This is a genomic window from Arthrobacter sp. 2MCAF14, from assembly GCF_052115645.1.
Lineage (GTDB): Bacteria > Actinomycetota > Actinomycetes > Actinomycetales > Micrococcaceae > Arthrobacter.
The window spans coordinates 1-19035 of record NZ_JBFRHB010000021.1; the positions used below are offsets into that span (position 1 = coordinate 1).

Annotated in this window: 19 protein-coding genes, 1 pseudogene and 1 riboswitch; of the genes and pseudogenes, 10 read left to right on the top strand and 10 right to left on the bottom strand. The window is 64.3% G+C overall.

Annotated elements, in window-relative coordinates:
• Nucleotides 1–140: 140 nt before the first annotated feature.
• The gene (locus AB4074_RS14655; protein ID WP_441414029.1) at nt 141–1433 is read right to left on the bottom strand and encodes an MFS transporter; all 1293 of its coding nucleotides are present in this window, start codon (nt 1431–1433) and stop codon (nt 141–143) included.
• Between the two features lie 26 nt (nt 1434–1459).
• Nucleotides 1460–2680: a M20 metallopeptidase family protein gene (locus AB4074_RS14660; protein WP_441414030.1), complete on the bottom strand. Its 1221-nt coding sequence runs from the start codon at nt 2678–2680 to the stop codon at nt 1460–1462.
• 143 nt (nt 2681–2823) lie between these two features.
• On the opposite strand from AB4074_RS14660, the gene AB4074_RS14665 reads away from it, so the two are divergent.
• Entirely contained in the window at nt 2824–3906 is a 1083-nt protein-coding gene (locus AB4074_RS14665; protein ID WP_441414031.1) for an Lrp/AsnC family transcriptional regulator, read from the top strand.
• Here the strand turns inward: AB4074_RS14665 and AB4074_RS14670 are convergent.
• A complete protein-coding gene (locus tag AB4074_RS14670) occupies nt 3903–5054 on the bottom strand; it encodes an alkaline phosphatase family protein (protein WP_441414032.1) in 1152 nt (383 codons plus the stop codon). The genes AB4074_RS14665 and AB4074_RS14670 overlap by 4 nt on opposite strands.
• Nucleotides 5051–6319, bottom strand: coding sequence for an alkaline phosphatase family protein (locus AB4074_RS14675; RefSeq protein WP_441414033.1), 1269 nt, complete (start codon nt 6317–6319; stop codon nt 5051–5053). The genes AB4074_RS14670 and AB4074_RS14675 overlap by 4 nt, the downstream gene beginning before the upstream one ends.
• Before the next feature lie 152 nt (nt 6320–6471).
• Here AB4074_RS14675 and AB4074_RS14680 point away from each other — a divergent pair, with 152 nt between their 5' ends.
• From AB4074_RS14680 to AB4074_RS14690, 3 genes are all read left to right on the top strand, one after another.
• Nucleotides 6472–7956: an MFS transporter gene (locus tag AB4074_RS14680; protein ID WP_441414034.1), complete on the top strand. Its 1485-nt coding sequence runs from the start codon at nt 6472–6474 to the stop codon at nt 7954–7956.
• A 76-nt stretch (nt 7957–8032) separates the two neighbouring features.
• Entirely contained in the window at nt 8033–8479 is a 447-nt protein-coding gene (locus tag AB4074_RS14685) for a MarR family winged helix-turn-helix transcriptional regulator (protein WP_441414035.1), read from the top strand.
• Nucleotides 8480–8492: 13 nt separating this feature from the next.
• On the top strand, nt 8493–9152 hold the full coding sequence (locus AB4074_RS14690) for a hypothetical protein (RefSeq protein ID WP_441414036.1): 660 nt from the start codon (nt 8493–8495) through the stop codon (nt 9150–9152).
• 34 nt (nt 9153–9186) lie between these two features.
• Here AB4074_RS14690 and AB4074_RS14695 read toward each other — a convergent pair whose 3' ends face one another.
• Nucleotides 9187–9897, bottom strand: a complete 711-nt coding sequence (locus tag AB4074_RS14695; protein WP_441414037.1) for an SAM-dependent methyltransferase — start codon at nt 9895–9897, stop codon at nt 9187–9189.
• A gap of 413 nt (nt 9898–10310) precedes the next feature.
• Here AB4074_RS14695 and AB4074_RS14700 point away from each other — a divergent pair, with 413 nt between their 5' ends.
• Nucleotides 10311–12035: a DEAD/DEAH box helicase gene (locus AB4074_RS14700; RefSeq protein ID WP_441414038.1), complete on the top strand. Its 1725-nt coding sequence runs from the start codon at nt 10311–10313 to the stop codon at nt 12033–12035.
• Between the two features lie 112 nt (nt 12036–12147).
• Here the strand turns inward: AB4074_RS14700 and AB4074_RS14705 are convergent, their stop codons facing one another.
• From AB4074_RS14705 to AB4074_RS14725, 5 genes and pseudogenes are all read right to left on the bottom strand, one after another.
• On the bottom strand, nt 12148–12798 hold the full coding sequence (locus AB4074_RS14705; protein ID WP_441414039.1) for an MBL fold metallo-hydrolase: 651 nt from the start codon (nt 12796–12798) through the stop codon (nt 12148–12150).
• 36 nt (nt 12799–12834) lie between these two features.
• Nucleotides 12835–13854, bottom strand: a complete 1020-nt coding sequence (locus AB4074_RS14710) for an aldo/keto reductase (protein WP_441414100.1) — start codon at nt 13852–13854, stop codon at nt 12835–12837.
• 165 nt (nt 13855–14019) lie between these two features.
• Nucleotides 14020–14289 (bottom strand): annotated as a pseudogene (locus AB4074_RS14715) (DMT family transporter); the annotation flags it as partial.
• 2 nt (nt 14290–14291) lie between these two features.
• Nucleotides 14292–14606, bottom strand: a complete 315-nt coding sequence (locus AB4074_RS14720) for a DMT family transporter (RefSeq protein ID WP_441414040.1) — start codon at nt 14604–14606, stop codon at nt 14292–14294.
• A 9-nt stretch (nt 14607–14615) separates the two neighbouring features.
• Nucleotides 14616–14681, bottom strand: a riboswitch (guanidine-III (ykkC-III) riboswitch).
• Nucleotides 14682–14828: 147 nt separating this feature from the next.
• Nucleotides 14829–15479 carry a HutD/Ves family protein gene (locus tag AB4074_RS14725; protein ID WP_441414041.1) on the bottom strand — a complete coding sequence of 217 codons (651 nt, stop codon included), beginning with the start codon at nt 15477–15479 and terminating at the stop codon, nt 14829–14831.
• Between the two features lie 133 nt (nt 15480–15612).
• On the opposite strand from AB4074_RS14725, the gene AB4074_RS14730 reads away from it, so the two are divergent.
• The 5 genes from AB4074_RS14730 (at nt 15613) to AB4074_RS14750 (ending at nt 19030) form a co-directional block, all read left to right on the top strand.
• Nucleotides 15613–16209, top strand: coding sequence for a phosphoribosylanthranilate isomerase (locus AB4074_RS14730; RefSeq protein ID WP_441414042.1), 597 nt, complete (start codon nt 15613–15615; stop codon nt 16207–16209).
• 256 nt (nt 16210–16465) lie between these two features.
• Nucleotides 16466–16816: an ArsR/SmtB family transcription factor gene (locus AB4074_RS14735; RefSeq protein WP_441414043.1), complete on the top strand. Its 351-nt coding sequence runs from the start codon at nt 16466–16468 to the stop codon at nt 16814–16816.
• Nucleotides 16813–17274 (top strand): SRPBCC family protein, encoded by a 462-nt coding sequence (locus tag AB4074_RS14740; protein WP_441414044.1) that lies wholly within the window; start codon nt 16813–16815, stop codon nt 17272–17274. Before AB4074_RS14735 ends, AB4074_RS14740 begins: the two co-directional genes overlap by 4 nt.
• A gap of 129 nt (nt 17275–17403) precedes the next feature.
• Nucleotides 17404–17889, top strand: coding sequence for a hypothetical protein (locus AB4074_RS14745; protein WP_441414045.1), 486 nt, complete (start codon nt 17404–17406; stop codon nt 17887–17889).
• 64 nt (nt 17890–17953) lie between these two features.
• On the top strand, nt 17954–19030 hold the full coding sequence (locus AB4074_RS14750) for an ATP-dependent DNA ligase (RefSeq protein WP_441414046.1): 1077 nt from the start codon (nt 17954–17956) through the stop codon (nt 19028–19030).
• Nucleotides 19031–19035: the final 5 nt, after the last annotated feature.

Sequence of the window (19035 nt, forward strand, 5' to 3'; positions counted from 1 at the left end):
CGCGAATGTCAGCCTGACACTGCAGTCGGAAAAACGACTCGCCCGCACAACACCACAACCGGCCGGTACACGATGAGCGGCCTCCGGAACAAAACCCAGGAGCCGCTCATCCATGCACTCTTGACAACCAGACCTACATATCAGTGCGTCAGGTCCTTGCCTTTGGTTTCCGGGATCGTGAAGGCGAACGCGATTCCGATGGCCAGCAGGATTACGGCGTAGACGTTGAACATGTTGGCCTGGCCGATGCTGCCGAGCCAGGTCTGCAGGTACGGGGCCGTCCCGCCGAAGACCGCGACGCAGATGGAATACGGGACGCCGACACCCACGGTCCGGATCTTGGTCGGGAACAGCTCGGCGTACACGGCAGGGACAATCGAGGCGCTGCCGGCAATGAAGAACAACATCACGGACATCGAAACGGCCAGCTGCCAGGGTGAATCCTTCAAGAGCCACGTCATGGGGAAGTGCAGCAACGCCGCACCTGCAGAGCTCACGATCAGCACGGGCTTGCGGCCGATGCGGTCGGACAGCTTGCCCCAGAACGGCAGCGACGCAATGAAAGCGATGTTGCCGATAACCCCGGCCCACAGGGCTGCTCCACGGTCCATCTTGAGTGTGCTGGCCGCGTAGCTCGGCGCCACGACGCCCCAGATGTAGTAGACAACAGTGAGGCCAACGGTCAGCCCGATAACCTGCAGGGCCTGCTTGCGGTACTTGACGATCTGCGGCCACATGGGCTCGCGCTTTTCCTTGGGCACCTCGGCTTCGAATGCCTCGGTCTCCTTCATCTTGGCCCGCATGACCAAGGCGTAGACGCCCAGGGCGCCGCCCACCAGGAACGGGACGCGCCAGCCCCAGGCGTTCATGTCGGCCTTGCTCAGCACACCGGTCAGGATGGCGCCCAGCAGGGTTCCGGCCAGGATTCCGGCGGTGCCGGAGGTGTAGATGAGCGTTGCCCAGAAGCCGCGCTTTTCCTTGGGTGCCATTTCGGACAGGTACGTTTGCGACGACGGCAGCTCGCCACCGTGGGCGAGGCCCTGGATGAGGCGGGCGACCAGGAGCATGACGGAAGCCAAGGCTCCGACCGCTTGGAATGTCGGAGCGATACCGATCAGCAGGCTGCCGACAGCCGCGAGGCCGACGGCGAACGTCATGGACGTCTTGCGGCCGATCCTGTCGCCGATCCAACCGAAGACGAAGCCGCCGAACGGCCGGGCCACGAATCCGACGGCGAAGATCGCCAGAGTGGAGAGAACCGCGGAGGTGGGGTCGGCACTGCTGAAGAGCGCGCTGGCGATGAAAGGCGAGAATGTGGCGTAGATGGCCCAGTCGTACCATTCGACGGCGTTGCCGATGCCGGTGCCGATGAGGGTTCGCAGATGGGATTTGTGAACCTGGACTGTGGCTGAAGTGCCAACGGTGGCGGTCATATCTTGCTCCAAGGCTGGGTTGATGGTTAGTTGCCGGCGGCGAGGGTGGCGATGCGGGAGACCGCGAGCTCTGCGTACAGCGCCGCACCATCGGACAGGACGCCGTCGTCGAACGTGGCGTACGGGGAGTGGTTGAACGCTGAGGTGGTGTGGTCCACGCCCCGCGGTACGGCGCTGAGGCCCACGAAGGTTCCCGGAACTTCGGCCAGGACCCGGGAGAAATCCTCCGAGCCACTGATGGGCGTGGCCCAGCGGGAGAGCCGCGAATCGCCGAACATGCCGGAGATGACGTTCTCGGCGGTGTGGGTCTCGTCCTCGTCAGTGACGGTCATGGGGTATTCGCCGCGGTAGTCGACGTCCACCTCCAGGCCGTGTGCGGAGGCGATGCCCTTGAGGAGCTGCGGGATGGCGGTCATCATCCGCTCGCGGGAGGCTTCCGAGAAAGTGCGGATGGTGGCTTCGAATCGGGCAGATTCGGGGATGATGTTGCGCTTGGTGCCGGCCTGCAGCACGCCCACGGTCAGGACTACGGGATCGAACATGTTGAACTGCCGCGTGATCATGACCTGCAGCGCAGTCACCATTTCTGCCGCTGCCGTGACGGGATCCTTGGCGGAATGGGGCGCCGAACCGTGCCCACCGGCACCCAGGATGGTGACGAAAAGCCCGTCTGAGGCGCTCATCATCACTCCAGGTTTGGTGCAGAACTGGCCATACGGTTCCAGGGAGGAGAAGACATGCATGCCGTAGGCGGCGTCAACACGGCGGCCTGCGGCGTCCAACACGCCTTCGCGGATCATGTGGCCCGCGCCGTCGAAGCCTTCTTCGCCAGGCTGGAACATCAGCACGACGTCGCCCGCTAGCTGATCGCGTCGCTCGGCCAGCAGGGTTGCAGCTCCGGCGAGCATGGACGTGTGGAGGTCGTGGCCGCAGGCATGCATCGCGCCGTCGATCTTCGAGGAGAACTCGACGCCGGTGCGCTCCTGGACGGGAAGTCCGTCCATGTCGGCGCGGAGCAACACAGCCGGCTTCCGGGCCGAAGCATGAGGCGCGCTGCCGCGCAAGACGGCAGTGACCGACGTCGTGCTCTCGCCAAGGGTGATTTCGTACGGGAGTCCGTCGAGCGCCTTGAGCACCTTTTCCTGGGTGCGCGGGAGGTCCAGGCCGATTTCCGGTTCCTGGTGGAGCTCGTGACGGAACCGGGCGATTTCTCCCTGCATCTCTTTGGCGTCTGAGGCGATCGACATCTGTTCTCCTGTTTCCTGAACGTTTGGTAGGTATCCATAGCCATTGTGAAGTGACTAGCCTCACAATCTTCAAAAGCACTGAAAAAATTCAGGAATATGCCAGAATTAACAGGAATCATGCATCACTTAGGAGAGGGTCGCTGATGGAACTCAGTGAAGAGGACCTCCGGTTGATCAATGCCCTCCAGATCTCGCCGCGGATCAGTTGGTCCGACGCCGCCGAGGTCCTGGACGTCCACGCCACCACTTTGGCCTCCCGATGGGACCGCCTGCGCGAGTCCGGAGCGGCCTGGACCACGGCGCACCTCATGGGCGACCCCAAGCATGCCTGCCTTGCCCTGTTGGACGTGGACTGCGAAATGCACCTCAGGCCCGAGGTCACGGCCGCGCTCGCAGCGATTCCGGAGATCATCACGGTTGAGGAGGCGGCCAGCAACCGTGACCTCATGCTCACCGTGATCACCCAAGACCTGAGTGAGTTCAGCAGCCGGCTATTGCCCCAGCTCAAGGAAATCCGGGGGCTCACCAAGTACCGGACCTCGCTCTGCACCCGCATCCACACAAGCGGCTACGCGTGGCGGCTCAACGTCCTCAGCCGGGCGGAGCAGCAGGCGCTGCGCGCCCTCGCCGGGCCGGAGGCGCTCAATCCGTCCGCCCCTTACGCGCAGGTCACCCCATTGCCGGAGAGCCATATGGCACTCTTTCCCTTCCTTGCCCGGGACGGGCGGGCGTCCGCAGCGGAAATCGCACGCGCCCTGGGACGGCACCCTGCTACGGTGCAGAGGCAGCTCGGACGCGTGCTCGCGAGCCGGATGCTGTCCTTCCGCTGCGAAATCGCCCAACAATTCTCCGGCTACCCCATGACGTGCCAGTGGTTCGCGAATGTTCCGGCAGGCCAGCACGAGGCCGCGGCTGCGGAGCTTCGGGCCGTCAGGAACGTCAGGTTCACGGCCTCCACCACCGGCAGCACCAACTTTGTGATCATCATGTGGCTGCGCTCGCTGGCCGAGGTCATGGAGATGGAACTCGCCATCCAGCAGCGCATTCCCGGGATCGAACTCGTCGAAAGCGTCGTGATGCTGAGCACGGCCAAGCGCGTCGGCTGGATGCTGAACCCCGACTCGACGGCGACTGGCGCCGTCGTGCCGACCGGCGCCGTCGTGCCGACTGGCGCCGTCGTTCCGACCGCCGCCGCTGTGCCGACCGCCGCCGCGAGCCCGGCCTAGAGGCCGGCGTTGTAGACGTCGAGTCCGAAGCGGTTCAGACCAGGGGTGCCTGCGTAGCCGAGGTACGGAAGGCCGAAGGTGTCTTCGATGCTGGCCAGCAGGCTGTAGTGGTTATAGGGCGTGGTGGACCAGGTGCCGCCCTTGGTGAACGGGGAGATGACCAAAGCGCCGACCCGGCCGCCGCCCTGTCCGACGATCCCGGGAAGCGGGGAGTTGGGTCCAGGGCCTTCGCCGCAGCAGGCGGAGGCATCCGATTGGGGGCTGTCGGATTCGTCGAAGGTGATCACCAGGACACCGTCTTGGCGGAATGCGGGAGACGAAGTGATCAGCGGAACGTACTGCTTCAGCCAAGCATCCGCGCTGGTCAGGCCGCCGGGCTGTCCGTCCACGCAAGGGGAGTCGTGCCCGTCGTGGCAGAGGTTCGGCGTGATCATCGACAGATTGGGCGTGGTGGAGACCGAAGCAAGATCGGTCTTGAGGGCTCCGAGGTCCACGTCGTTCTTGGCACAGTCCGGTGATCCAGTGATCCCTGCGAAATAGACAAAGGGATTGTGGCGGGCAGCGTACTGGTCCCCGACCTTGGCTTTCTGGGTGTCGTCGGGGGCGCCGAGGGCCGGGTGGCGGCACGACGTGCCCATGTCCTCCATGTAGCCCTTCCAGGTCTTCCCCGCTGCCGTTAATTGGCCGGCCACCGTAGGCACATCGGCGGGGAAGACGCAGCCATCTCCAACGGCCTGGCCAGGAGCTGCCGTGCCGGTCTTCACGAACGGAGAGTACGTCTGGCAATCTGCCTGCATCTGCGGATTGGGGCCTTGGCCGGAGATCTGGGCGACGTAGTTCGGTTGCGAGTTGTGTGCCGTGCCGAAGTATTGGTTCAACAGGACGCCTTGGTTGCGCAGCGTGGTGGAAAGGTACGGTGCCGCCGAACCGGGTCCCCACGTGGTGTCGTACCCCTTGTTTTCAAGGTTGATCACGAACACGTGCTTGGCTCCCGGGAGATATCCGGTGCTCTGGACGGTCTGGGGTTCGCTCGCTTGTGCTTCCGTCTGCTGCAATCCGAAGGCGATGAAGGAGGCGCCGAGCAGGACGACCAGCAGCGCAGCTAATCCGAGCCGCATCCTGGAAATGGCGAAGGTTTTGAAGGTCACGGCAGGATCCATCCGTCCGCAAGTGCTTTCTGTTTCAATCCGGCCCACTCTTCCTCGGCGGGGGGACCGACCGGGGAGCATGCCGGTCCGGCGGCATAAGGCGGCACGAGGTACGTCGGAGCGGTCAGGTTGGGCGCTGCTTGGAAATCGAGCACCTCGGCGATGTTGCGGGCGGCGTTGTCCCGCGGGGTCAGGGGTTGAAGCCCCCAGCGCCACTCGATGGCCTTCAAGATTGAGGTGTGGTCGTAGGTATTGTGAGCCACGTATTGCCTTCGGGCGCGCGGAGAAATGACCATGGACGGTACGCGGAAGCCGCGCCGGGCAGTGTCTGGATTGCTGTCCGCTGCTGTTTCCGGTGGCACGTGGTCGTAGAACCCGCCCCACTCGTCGTAGTTGACCACGAGCATCGTGTTCGCCCAGTTGGGGCTCTTGGTCACGGCGTTGTAGACCTCCGCCAGGAAAAGCTCACCGGAGCGGATCTCCGCATGCGGGTGGTCATCGCCGGAGGTTCCGCTGGACTCGTCCGTGAAGCGGGGATCCACGAAGGAAACCGAGGGGAGTTTGCCGGAACTGCAATCGCTGAGGAACTCAGCGTAGGGCCTGGAGATTCCGAGGTACTTTGTTCCCCATAGGGCGGTGAAGGGAATGTCGCCGTAGTAGTACTTTCCCTGCACCCCGGCTGCTGCCAGGCGGTCCCAAATCGTGGGCATGGTGCTGGTGACGGTCGAGTTATGGAGCCTGTCGGTGGCCGCCGAGTGCTGATAGAAGCGGTTTGGATACGTTTCGGCCAAGGTGGCTGCGAAGTAACGGTCGCAGACAGTCCAGTCGGGACCCGCTTGGCGCCAAAAGTCGAGGTCGCTCGAAGCGTAGTATCCGACGGCGAATTCATCATTCTCGCCTGCCCGCAGCCAGCCATCGTTCTTGCCGTTGTTGTACTGGATCCGGCCGCCCTCATAGGAATGATCGGGGTCGGGATGCCCGCAGCCCTGGTAGTCCGTCAGGTGGTGCGTTGTGTGGGGGATCCCGTAGCGGTCAACGAACGTCAGCCCGGCCTGCTTTCCGTCCGCGCCAGGCATCCACCCAAGGAAGTGGTCGAACGAGCGGTTTTCCATCATCACCACAATGATGTGGTCGATGCCCGAGGAACCGGGTTGGGGGAGGGCGGTCGTCGCAGCAGGCGCGGTCCCCGCGGAGGCGCCGCTGATAAGCGTCGCGGCCGTGGCAGATCCGGCAACTGACAGGAAGTTGCGTCTTGTGAAGTTCACGCCAAGCAGTGCATCACGGAATGATTACGGGAACAACCGATAGTTGGCTATTTAGTTCAGTGTTTGCCCAGAGTTAATTTCAGGTGAATGTTAATCACTTGAATGGATTTTATGGGTGGCCCCAAACTCGTTTGGCCTTCTAGGCTGGGATGATGACAAGCCACGACGCAACAGCAGGCATACTGCAACGCCCCTATCTCCTGGCGACAGCGGGTGCCTGCGCGTTGGTCTTCCTTGCAGCTTTCGAGTCCATGGCCGTCACCACCATCATGCCGCTGGTGAGCCGCGAGCTCGACGGTGCCGGACTCTATGCTTTGGCGTTTGCCGGGCCGCTCGCCACTGGCGTGATTGGGATGGTGGCCGCAGGGAACTGGGCGGACAGGCGTGGTCCCTCCGCCCCGCTGTACGCCTCCGTGGCGCTGTTCGCGGCGGGGCTGCTCATCGCCGGTACTGCGGTTTCCATGCCGATTCTCGTGGCCGGCAGGCTGGTCCAAGGCCTCGGCGGCGGCGCAATGACCGTGGCGCTGTATGTGGTGATCGCCCGGGTGTACCCCGCGAGATTACATGCCCAAGTCTTTGCCGCGTTCTCGGCGGCCTGGGTCGTTCCGTCGATGATCGGTCCCTTCGCCGCCGGCGTGGTTGCCCAGTTGAGCAGCTGGCACTGGGTGTTCCTCGGCGTCGTGGGCCTCGTGGTTCCGGCCTTGGCAATGATCCTCCCCGCGATGCGGGGCATGCGTTCCTCACCGGACGCGCGGGACGCAGGCTCCCGGAAGGCGGCCTCCCCGAAGGCGGCCGCCGGCGAGGCAAAGCCCAAAGGCGCCGGCGTTCCCTGGGCCTTCGGCCGCATGGGGTGGGCCGCGCTCGCAGCCGCTGCGGTTCTCGGCCTGAACCTCTCCGGCCAGGTGCCCGGCGTCGGCTGGGTGATTGCCGGCGTCGCGCTAGTCGTCGCAATGCTGGCGGTGCGGCCGCTGGTTCCGCGCGGCACGCTCGGCGCGCACCGCGGACTGCCGAGCGTCATCCTCATGCGCGGAGTCGCTTCTGCCGCGTTCTTCGGTACCGAGGTTTACGTGCCGTACCTCCTCACGGAGCGGTACTTGTTCACCCCGGCATTCGCCGGACTTGCGTTGACGGGATCGGCGATTGCCTGGGCGGCGGCGTCCGCCGTACAGGGTCGGATGGGTTCCCGGCTTGGCAATGCCCCGGCGGTCAGGATCGGGTCGGCGCTCGTGCTCGGTTCGGTGGTAATTGTCCTCGTGACCACGGTGTTTTCGTGGCCCGCCGCGGTGGCGATTGCGGGCTGGCTGTTCGCGGGCGCCGGGATGGGCCTGATGTACCCGCGGCTGAGTGTTATGACCCTGGCCCTATCCAAACCGGAGGACCAAGGCTTCAACAGTTCGGCAATGTCTATCTCCGATTCCCTTGGCGGAGCTCTCTCGCTCGCCGTGACGGGCCTCGTCTTCAGCGCGCTGACGACGACGGCGGGCTCCTTCGCGGGGGTGTTCGCGCTGACGTCGGTGATCGCCGCCGTCGGACTCATCATTGCGCCGCGGGTTGCGGCCCGGCGGCCTTCGGGTGCTGAACGTGCGGACGACGCCGAGCGGCACCGCGCCGCGGAAGCGGACGACGTGCGGGCCTGACCTCGATCCTTTTCACGAAGGGCTTGAATCTTGTTTATTCCTAGGAATATAGTTCCTGGGAATGAAAGGAGGCGCCATGTGCCGCTACACCACTTTCCTCGATGCCTTGGTTGGCTATGAGACCGAGCTGTGGAACACCGTTGACGCCCGGCTGCTGGCAGAGCACGGGATCAGCCTGGCCCGCCTGGACGCACTCCGCGTGGTCCGCGTCCATGCCGGTGCCTGCCGTGTGCAGGAGGTGGCCAACGATTTGGCCATCACGATCGGGGCTGCGAGCAAGCTCGTGGACCGCCTGGAGCGCGACGGCCTGGCGCACAGGGTTGCCCATCCCAACGACCGCCGTTCTTCCCTCGTCGCCCTGACGGAGCAGGGGGACGAAATGCATGACCAAGGATGCGTGGCCCTCGAGGATCAATTGGGTTCCCTGTTGTCGGGAAGGTTCAGCGAGAACGAACTGCCCGAGCTGACCGGCCGCCTTAACGTCCTTCGCGACGACCTTCGTGTTTCTGCGACTATCAACTAGCAAGGAGACCTTGATGAATTCCTCCCCCGTTATTGCCTCATTTAGCCTCGCCGAACTTCCGGAACGGGCAACGCTTCACTCGGTCACGGCCGCCCCGGTTGAAATCGCCGGCCGCACTGCGCTGCGTGTCGAACTGACAGATGCCGTGACGTTGACCGGGACGCCCGGCGTTGACTACATCGACATGCCTACCTTCGTGGCCATCCCGGCGGACTTCACGAACGGCATCATCGAGGTGGACATCCTCAGCCGCCTCAACGGCAAAGGTCCCGCCGACGCCCGCGCGTTTGCCGGCGTCGCCTACCGGATCGCCGACCCCATCGTCAGCTTCGAGGCCGTTTACCTGCGTCCCCTCAACGGGCGCAAGACGAATCCGTCCAGCCCCCGAGACCAGCGGGCAGCGCAGTACTTCGCCAACCCTTGCTGGAACTTCGAGAACCTGCGCGAACAATACCCGGACGGACGCTACGAAGCCGGCGCGGACATCGGGCCCGACGAATGGATGAGCCTGAAACTCGACATCGACGGCACCAAGGTGGTTGCGTACGTCAACGACGAGGAAACGCTCACAGTCACCGAGACCCTTGCGGCACCGTTTGGCGGCAGCCTTGGCCTGTTCGTCGACATCGGTACCGAGGCCTTCTTCTCCAGGCTCACTGTCATTTCGCGCTGACGGCTCCAGTGGGGTGCTTGCGCCGCGGGCACCCTCAGTGACCTCGGGTGGCCCGGAGCACGCTGTCGATGGTGGTGGCGTGTTGGCCCTCAGGACTCGTCACGGCGCGTTCCCGGGAATCGGCAACATTGATCCTCCACGAGCCCGGGCCGCGCGTGAGCGCCTCGACCAAGTCCTCGGGAGTGAAGAACTTGTCCTTCATATCCTTGTGCCCGCTCCACGGAGTCAAGCCATCCGGGTGATGCCCGACCACGAGCAAAGCGCCGTCGGGAGCCACGGCGGCCGCGGCCGAAGCGAGCGAATCGCGCCACGGAACAAGCGGAGAATGAAGGAATTGGGAAGACACGAGGTCGAATCCCTCTCCAGGGTGCCACGCGCCGAAGTTCCGCTGCAGCCAAGCGATCCGGTCCTGCAGTCCGACGTCGGCGGCATGGGCTTCTGCCCGTTCAAGCGCGACGGCGGAAACATCCACCGCGGTCACCGTCCAGCCGTGCTGGGCGAGCCAGATGGCGTCCGCGCCCTCCCCGCAGCCGAGATCCAGTGCGGTGCCGGGAGCCAGGCCCTTGGCTTCCGCGATCAGCTGCGGATTGGGATTGCCGCTCCACCGCTTCGCCTTTTCCAGGTACACCTCGTCCCAAAACTGCGCCGGGTCGGCGTCGTGGTCAGGTTCGTTGTGAAGGTGGGCTCCGCCGTCGTGGTCAGGTTCGTCGTGAAGGTGGGCTCCGCCGTCGTGCTGGTGCGTCATGGCTCAAGCGTGCCCTGACGTGCCCCCGCGAGGCAACGGCCGCCCACCAAACTAACTCGCAGTTGTTGTCATTATGAGCCGTCAAAGCGACAACAACTGCGAGTTAGTTGGGGGACGTCGGCTGCGTGAACCTGCCCTGTGGAAAGGCCGGCGGCCCGCGGATGCTAGAATGGGTTTACTTGATGTGCAGTGATGCCCGCTTAGTCCCCGAATTTGGCTTTGTTCCAGACTTGGGAAGTGGGCTTTTTTCATGTGAGAGGCACATCCTGCGTCGATGAACGCGTTTTCTCTGGTCCCGGCCACGGCTTATTGCCTACCGGTTGATCACTGACTTTTTCCTCGGCGAACCCTTGGCCCAACCGGCGTCGGGGGACGATGTCCGTTGGACACCGCCAGAAAGACCCTTGAAACACATGACTACTTTTGCTGCCCTTGGCACGCCCAAGGCCATCGCCGAGTCCCTCGCTGCAGATGGCATCGAAGAAGCTTTCCCCATCCAGGTCAAGACCCTCCCGGATACGCTCGCAGGCCGCGACGTCCTGGGCCGTGGCCGCACGGGCTCCGGCAAGACCATCGCTTTCGCTATCCCGCTTGTGGCACGTCTCGCCGAGCGCGAAGCCAAGCACTTCCGCAAGCCCGGCCGCCCGATGGGTCTGGTCCTCGCACCGACCCGCGAGCTGGCCACCCAGATCAACGCCACCATCGAGCCGCTGGCCAAGGCCATGGGCCTGAACACCACGGTCATCTACGGTGGCATCTCCCAGGCCCGCCAGGAAAAGGCGCTGCGCGCCGGCGTCGACATTGTCATCGCCTGCCCGGGCCGCCTGGAGGACCTCATCCGCCAGCGCATCCTGACTCTCGAAGCCGTCGAGATCACCGTCCTGGACGAGGCCGACCACATGGCCGATCTCGGCTTCCTCCCGGTGGTCAAGAAGCTCATGGACATGACTCCTACCCAGGGTCAGCGCCTGCTCTTCTCCGCGACGTTGGACAACGGTGTTGACAAACTGGTCAACCGTTACCTGTCCAACCCGCTGACCCACTCAGTGGACGACCCCCAGGCCGCCGTCACCACCATGGAGCACCACGTCCTGGTGGTCAACGACCAGACCGTCAAGAAGCAGCTGATCGTGGAGCTGGCCTCCGGTGCCGGCCGCCGACTCCTCTTCATGCGGACCAAGCACCACGCACGCAAGCTGGCCAAGACCCTGACCGATTGCGGCATCCCCGCCGTCGATCTCCACGGCAACCTGTCGCAGAATGCCCGTGACCGTAACCTCGCCGAGTTTGCCAGCGGCGAGGTCCGGGTCCTGGTGGCCACCGACGTCGCTGCCCGCGGCGTGCACGTCGACGACGTCGAACTCGTCATCCACGTCGACCCGCCCACAGAGCACAAGGCTTACCTGCACCGCTCCGGCCGTACGGCCCGTGCAGGTTCAGACGGCACCGTGGTCACACTGACGCTCCCCGAGCAGCAGTCCGACGTCAAGAAGCTCATGAAGGCTGCCGGCGTCGAGGTCTCGTTCGAGCGCGTCACGGCCAACTCCCCGTTGATCGCCGAGCTCGTGGGCCAGGTTGCCGACAAGGTTGATCCCCGCACCCGTGCGGCACTGCTCGCAGCGAAGACCCAGCAGACGGGCGGCGGTACCTCCACCGGTGCCAACGCCCAGCGCAAGCGCAACCGCCGTTCCACCCAGGCTGCACCCACTGCGGGTGGCCGTGGTGGTCGCGGTGGCCGTGGCAAGGTTGCCTCCGAGCCCGTGCGCACCGACATCAACCGCGCCGATCGCCGCGCAGCAGCGAACGACGACGTCGCCCGCAGCTCACGTGGACGCAGCAACGCTGCTTCCGCTCACCGCAACGACGTTCCTGGTGCACAGGGCCAGGGTGGTCGCAGCGGACGCCCGGCAACCGGTCAGCGTGCTGCCGCCGGCAACCGCTCGGCGTCCGCTCCGCGCACGGAATCCGCTACTTCCACGCGTACCAGCGGCAACAAGTCCGTATGGTCCTCGAACACGGGTGGCAACTCCGGTGGTTCCTACGGCTCCGGCTCAGGCAACTCGGCTTCCGGCCGTCCGGCCCGCGGCGGCCCGCGCCGTGCCTCGGCTCCGGCGTCGAACGAGCGCCGCAGCCGCTAGGCCACTTGTGGTCTAGTAACTCCACCGGACATGCTCAACGTTGGTGTCGGGGAGTGGACATATTCCTGATATGTCCACTCCTAGGCACGAAGAATGAGCATGTCCCTAGGGATTACCAGCCGCGCTCGCGCCATTCCGCAAGGTGTGGACGCTCTGCACCGAGTGTGGTCGGGTCTCCGTGGCCCGGATGCACCACGGTGTCGTCCGGGTAGGCCTCGAACAGCCGTTCGCTCACGTCGTTCAACAGTGAAGTGAAGCGGGCGGCATCGTTCTGCGTGTTGCCAACACCGCCGGGGAACAACGAGTCGCCGCTGAAAATGTGCGCGGGCCCTTCCGGGTCCAGGTACACGTAGGCGATCGAACCGGGAGTGTGGCCGCGCAAGTGCACCGCGGTGATGTCGAAACCGTCGAAGTTTCCCACATCGCCATGGCGCAGCTGCACGTCCACGGGAACCGGCAGCGCGTCGGCGTCGTCCACTCCGGCCGAGGTCTTCGCGCCCGTAGCTTCCACCAACCCGGGAAGCGCGCGGACGTGGTCCCAATGCTGGTGCGTCGTGGCGATCAGGGCCAGTTTCGGCGTGGCCGTGGTGTCCGCGGCCGAGTCTTCGATCATCTGTTGGATGGCCGGAAGGTCGTCCGCGGCGTCGATCAAGAGCTGCGCGCCGCTTCCCTTGGCGGTGAGCAGGTACACGTTGTTGTTCATCTCGCTGACCGAGATTCGCCGGATGGTGATGTCACGCAGTGAATGAATGAGTGAGTCCATTCGTCCACTCTACGGAAGCCGCCTGCGGCTTACCGCCTATTCGCGGCCCTGCGAAACCCAGGTGGGATCCGCGGACCGTGAGCCGACGACGGCGTCCGCGGCGCCGTAGAGCACGTCCAGTTGGTCGGCACTCAACTCGAGCGCCAAGGCGTCCAGGTTCTCATCGATCCGGTGCGCTTTGCGCGTACCGGGGATGGGGACCACGCTGAGCTGGAGGCGGCGGCCCTGGGCGAATAGCCAGGCCAAAGCCACCTGGGCGGGAGTTGCATCCCGGCCGGTGCTTTCGGACAGCTCGGCAGCCACGGTGCGCACTGCGGCAACACCCGCCTGGTTGGCGTCGAGTGCGCCGTCCGCAAAACGGGGAATGCGGTGCCGGAAATCGTTTTCGCCGAGTTGATCGGCGCTGACGGTTCCGGTGAGGAAACCCCGGCCAAGCGGCGAATAAGGTACGAAACCCACGCCCAGCTCTGCCGCGGTCGGGACGACGTTGCGCTCAACGTCCCGGCTCCAAATGGACCACTCGCTCTGCACTGCGGATATCGGGTGTACCGCGTTGGCTTCCCTCAGCTCCTCGGCTGTCACTTCAGACAGCCCAAGGTGCCGGACTTTGCCTGCCCGGACAAGCTCTGCCATGGCCTCCACGGTTTCCACAATCGGAACGCGGAGGTCGCGGCGGTGCATGTAGTAGAGGTCGATGACGTCGGTGCCCAGGCGGCGGAGGCTTGCTTCCGCCGCCTGGCCCACGTACGCGGTATCTCCCCGGACATCGGTGTAGCCTTCGCGCGGGTTGCCGACGATTCCGAACTTGGTGGCCAACTGGACCTCGTCGCGGCGATGCTTCAGCAGCTTCGCGATCAGTTCCTCGTTGTCGCCCGCGCCGTAAATATCCGCGGTGTCAATGAAGCTGATGCCGGCATCCACGGCGTGATGCAGCGTCTTGAGGGATTCGGCGGGATCCACCTCGCCGTATACCGGCGTCAATGCCATCCCGCCGAAGCCGAGGGGGCTCACGGTCAGGCCATCGCCGAGCGGGACGTTCGTGGTTTCCGGGCTCATGGTGCTTCTCCTTCGCCGAGGGTTTGTCTCATTGCTCGCAACTCCGAGGGGCGAGGGAGTATTCCGCGCATATGATTGGGCCGGTTCCGTCACTTCTTCACGCTTCTCCGTGGGAAGGGCCTTCAACCCGGCCGCGCAACCGACGATTCCCGCGATGAACAGCAGCTTGAGCGGGCTGGCCGGTTCGACGCCGGTGGCCATCGCCCAGCCGACCGTCAGCGCAGCGCCGATCCCGACCCAGACGGCGTAGGCCGTGCCCAGGGGAATCCGTTTTACTGCGATGCCGAGTCCGATCATGCTGAGGCTTGCCGTGATTGCGAAGACCACGGTGGGGAGGGCTTGGCTGAAGCCGTCGGAAAGTCCGAGGGCCGTCGCCCACACAGCTTCGAGCACGGCAGAGGCCAGCAGAACGGCCCATGCGAACTTGGCGGTCATGGCTACGCCACCACCTTCAAGCCGACCACGCACACGCCGATCTCGGCCAGCAGGAGCAGCCGGGCCGACGTCGGGCGCTCAACTTTGGTGATCATCGCGTAAGCCGCCGTGAGGACGACGCCGACTCCCACCCACACCGCATACGCGGTCCCGGTGGGAATGGATTGCATCGCGAAAGCCAGCCCCGCGGTGCTCGCGATGACGGTCACCAGGAAGATGGCGGAGGGGACCGGTTTGCGGAAGCCGTTGGAACGGTGGAGCGCTGCGGCCCAGACGGCCTCGAGCGCGCCGGACAGAATGAGGATTAACCACGACATGACAGATCCTTTGGCCAGTCTTGTCGCGTGCCGGGTACTGAACCGTCGTCCGGAGGTCCCTCTGCGGGCCTTCCTTCGAGGCTAGCAAATCCCGACGCCGGGTGGCCAGCCTTGGTGGCGAGCCTCACCAAGGGACATGCGCTGCTGCGGGCTTAACCAAGGGACATGTCCATTGGTGGGCTCAGCGAGTGGGCATATTGCTGTTGTGTCCAGTCCTAGGACCTAGGAGTGCGCATGCTCCACGCGGTCGATCGAGATGACGGCGAGGAATCCACGGCCCAGGATTTCCGGGCTGCGGGTGTCGGAACCCACTACCGCGTCGTAGCGGGCGAGTTCGATGGGCTCGGCGGTCGGCGCGGCAGCCTCCCCATCCGAGCTGCCCGAGCCGTCCGCGGGTGCTGTTTCCGTGGGCTCCGCGCCGGAACTAACTGAAGCCTTGCCCTCCAAAAGGACTGCCATCTGGCCTTCGAACACGGGGTGTGCGCGCTTCTTGGAGAGCTCGATGATGGACGTGTAGCCCTTGAATTCGCCGGCCCGGGCGATCACGTTGAGGTCCCGGATGTCGCCGGTCGGGAGTGCACTGGCAGAGGCCGCCTCGCCCGAAAACCGGAAAGGCCGGTACTTTTCCAGAGGGTGCTCTTCGCCGTCCACCGTGAGCAGCAGCAATTCGCCGTCGATCACCGTGATGACTCGCTCCATCCCTGGGAACGTCGAGAAATCGCCGGCCGATCCGACGTCGGCGATGCTGACCCGCCAGTCCCACGCTCCGTCTTGCGCCGACGCCGCTTTCGGATGGCTGGCGAGTTCGCGGGTCACCCCGCCTCCGTTGCGCCATGGTTCGGGTTTGAGCTCGGCAAAGCGGATGATCTCCATGCGCTCCAGCCTAGCCCGAGCCAACCTTTGGCAGGCTGAACGCTCGCGTAACATCGGTGCAATCTTGGCACGGTTCAACAATCCGGGAGGCCCTTGCTAACGTCGTAGGAAGGTAAACGGTTGGAGGCGCGGAATGTTCGTCAAAGTGTGCGGGTTGAGCACGCCTGAATCCGTGCAGGCCGCCGTCGAGTCCGGGGCAGACGCCGTGGGCTTCGTGCTGACGAAGAGTCCGCGCGAGGTATCGCCCGACCGTGCCCGAGACTTGCTGGTCCATGTACCGGAAGGTGTCACCGCCGTCGGGGTCTTCCGTCACGAGGCGGCCGCCGACGCCGTCGCAGCCGCCCGCGAAGCCGGTCTTGAATGGGTCCAGCTGCACGGAAGCCGCTCGCCGGAAGACGTTCAGACCGTGCACGAGGCCGGCATGCGACTCATCCGGGCCGTCACCATGGGTGCCGCTCCGGACGAGTTCGAGGCGTGGGGCGAGGAGCTTCTCCTGATCGACGCCGCCGTCCCGGGTTCGGGTGAGGCGTGGGACTATTCCTCGGTCCGGAAACTGGGCCTGGGTGCGCGACACTGGTTGTTGGCTGGCGGTTTGACCCCGTCCAACGTCGGAGCCGCTGCCCTCGAAGCCGAGGCATGGGGCGTCGACGTCTCCAGCGGCGTGGAGTCCTCGCGTGGGGTGAAGGACCTCGACCTCGTGCGCGCCTTCGTCCAAGCCGCAAAAGCCTGACGCCCGGGACGCTCGCTCACCTTTAACGTCCTTTCGCCAAGCGCTCGCTCACCTTTATCGCCCTTTGGCGGAACGCTCGCCCACCTTTAACGCCCTTTCGCCAAACGCGCGCTCAGATGATGTGAGCGAGGGTCTGCGGTTTTGACCTCAAAAGTGAGCGAGCGTCGCTGAAGAGACCCTTGACAGACGCCGTCCGGCGTCGCATATTTAATACATCGGTTAATTAGCCGAGTAGTTAAATACGAAGGCGCCAGCGATGTCCGCAGACCGGCTCAGTCTCATCTTCTCGGCTCTTGCCGACCCCACCCGAAGGGCCATTCTGGCGCGGCTTTCGGAGGGTGAGGCCACCGTGAACGAGCTTGCCGAACCGTTCGACATCAGCCTTCCCGCTGTCTCACGGCATCTCAAGGTCCTGGAAAACGCAGGACTGATCAGCCGGAGCCGGAATGCACAATGGCGGTCTTCCAAATTGGAAGCGGAACCACTGCGCGAAGCCACCGAATGGATGGACAAATACAGGCGTTTCTGGGATGCCAGCTTTACCCGCCTCGACGCCCACCTACGCAAGATTCAGCACGATTCAAAGGATCCAGGAGCTAAGCAATGAACACGGAACAGCACATCCTCACCATGACCCGCGAATTCGAAGCCCCACGCGAACTCGTCTTCCAAGCCTTCGTGGAGCCCGACCAGCTCGCCGCATGGTTCGGGCCGGTAGGCGTGGATTCGCCGCGCGACCGGATAGTCGTCGACCCCCGGGTGGGCGGAGTCTGGCAGCTCACCATGACCTGGGAGGAAAACGGCGTCGCCAAGGAATCACCCATCGACGCCGTCATCACCGCATACGATCCGCCCGCCCTGCTGGTCGCCACCCAGAAAGCAGAGCCCGACGCCGGGATCACACTCTTGCTGGAAATGCGCCTTGAGTTCGAGGTACTGGAGGACAGCCGTACGCGGCTTCATCTCACACAGGGTCCCTTCGACTCCGACGAATGGGTGGACATGACCCGCGAGGGATGGGGCACCTCGTTCACCAAATTGGACACCTTGCTGGTGCGGGAATAGGGAAGCGGTCTAAAAGGGGCCGGAAGTCAACTTGGAAGGCCAGGGCCCATTCGAGCTACACTCCACGGCGGGGACAGAATGCCATTGCTCTGGAGACCGAACGGTTCCGGAGAAAGACGATCAAGCAGAATGCGACCTTTGAAAATCCTTTCCAAACCTCTTAACGGCCCTATCCGATACCTGACAGTCGCCCTCTTCGCCGCATTGGCGCTGTCCGGCTGCTCCACACAGGGAGGGGGCGCCGCCGCGGCGGGCACGCCGTCGTCCTCTTCTGCGGGCGACTCCGCAACCGCGAGCGCAAGCCCAACTCCTTCATCTGGGCCATTCGGGGGCTTCGCTTCGGCAGCCGAAATGTGCTCCACCATCTCCAAAGAAGCCACGGGAGCCTCGTTGCTGCCAATGTCGGCGGCGCAGGGGAAGACCGCCGAGCTGGAGCAATACAAGGCCGAGCTCACGGCCACGGCGGATCGCGTCCCGGACGCACTCAAGGCTGATTTCACCAACCTCAAGGACACTGCAATCGCCGGCTTGAAAGACCAAACCGTCTACTCAAGCGGCAAGTTCGAAAAGGCGATGGCTCCCGTAACCACTTGGCTGAGCGCCAACTGCAAGTAGCCCTTTATCCACCTAAGCGAATGAACGGGTAGCGCGGTCCCGGTGCCGCGGCAAGAATGGCTTCATGCAGCTGCCAGTCATGCCCCCTGTCGCACCCATGCTTGCCAAGGCGGTTGGCGCCATCCCGGACGGCGCCATGAGCTACGAGCCTAAATGGGATGGTTTCCGCTCCGTCGTTTTTCGTGACGGTGACGACGTCGAAATCGGTAGTCGCAACGAGAAGCCCATGAACCGGTACTTCCCGGAGCTCATCGAGGCGTTGAAGGCAAACCTGCCGGAACGCTGCGTCCTCGACGGCGAGATCATCCTGGTGGGCAGGTCCGGTGACCGCTTGGACTTTGAAGCCCTCCAGCAACGCATCCATCCGGCAGCCAGCAGGGTCAAGCTGTTGTCCGAGCAGACGCCGGCGAAATTCGTGGCCTTCGACCTGCTCGCCCTTGGCGATGAGGACTTCACGGGACGGCCCTTCGCCGAACGGCGGGCAGCGCTTGAACAAGCACTTGCAGGCGCCGCCGCTCCCATCCACCTCACCGCGGCAACCCGGGACAAGGGAACGGCAGAGCAGTGGTTCAACCAGTTCGAGGGCGCAGGCCTGGACGGCCTGCTCGCCAAGCCGCTGGATGGTACCTACCAACCGGACAAGCGCGTGATGTTCAAGGTCAAACACCAGCGGACCGCCGACTGCGTTGTGGCCGGCTACCGGGTTCATAAGACCGGTAACGACCTTATTGGTTCACTATTGTTGGGGCTTTATGACGACGGCGGCCGGCTATCCAACGTGGGCGTGGTGGGATCCTTCTCGATGCACAGACGCAAGGAACTGTTCGACGAACTCCAACCCCTCGTGACTGCGTTCGATGGGCATCCCTGGGCATGGGCCGAGCAGGAGGAAGGCAGCCGGACACCCCGCAACGCCGAAGGCAGCCGCTGGAGCGCAGGGAAGGATCTGTCGTTCACGCCCCTGCGGCCCCAACTCGTTGTGGAAGTGGCTTACGACCATATGGAAGGGGAGCGGTTCAGGCACACCACGCAGTTCGTGCGGTGGCGGCCGGACAGGGAGCCGGAGTCGTGCACCTATGAGCAGCTTGAGGAACCCGTGAAGTTCGATTTGTCAGCGGTCCTGGACACTGGGAAACGATAAATCAG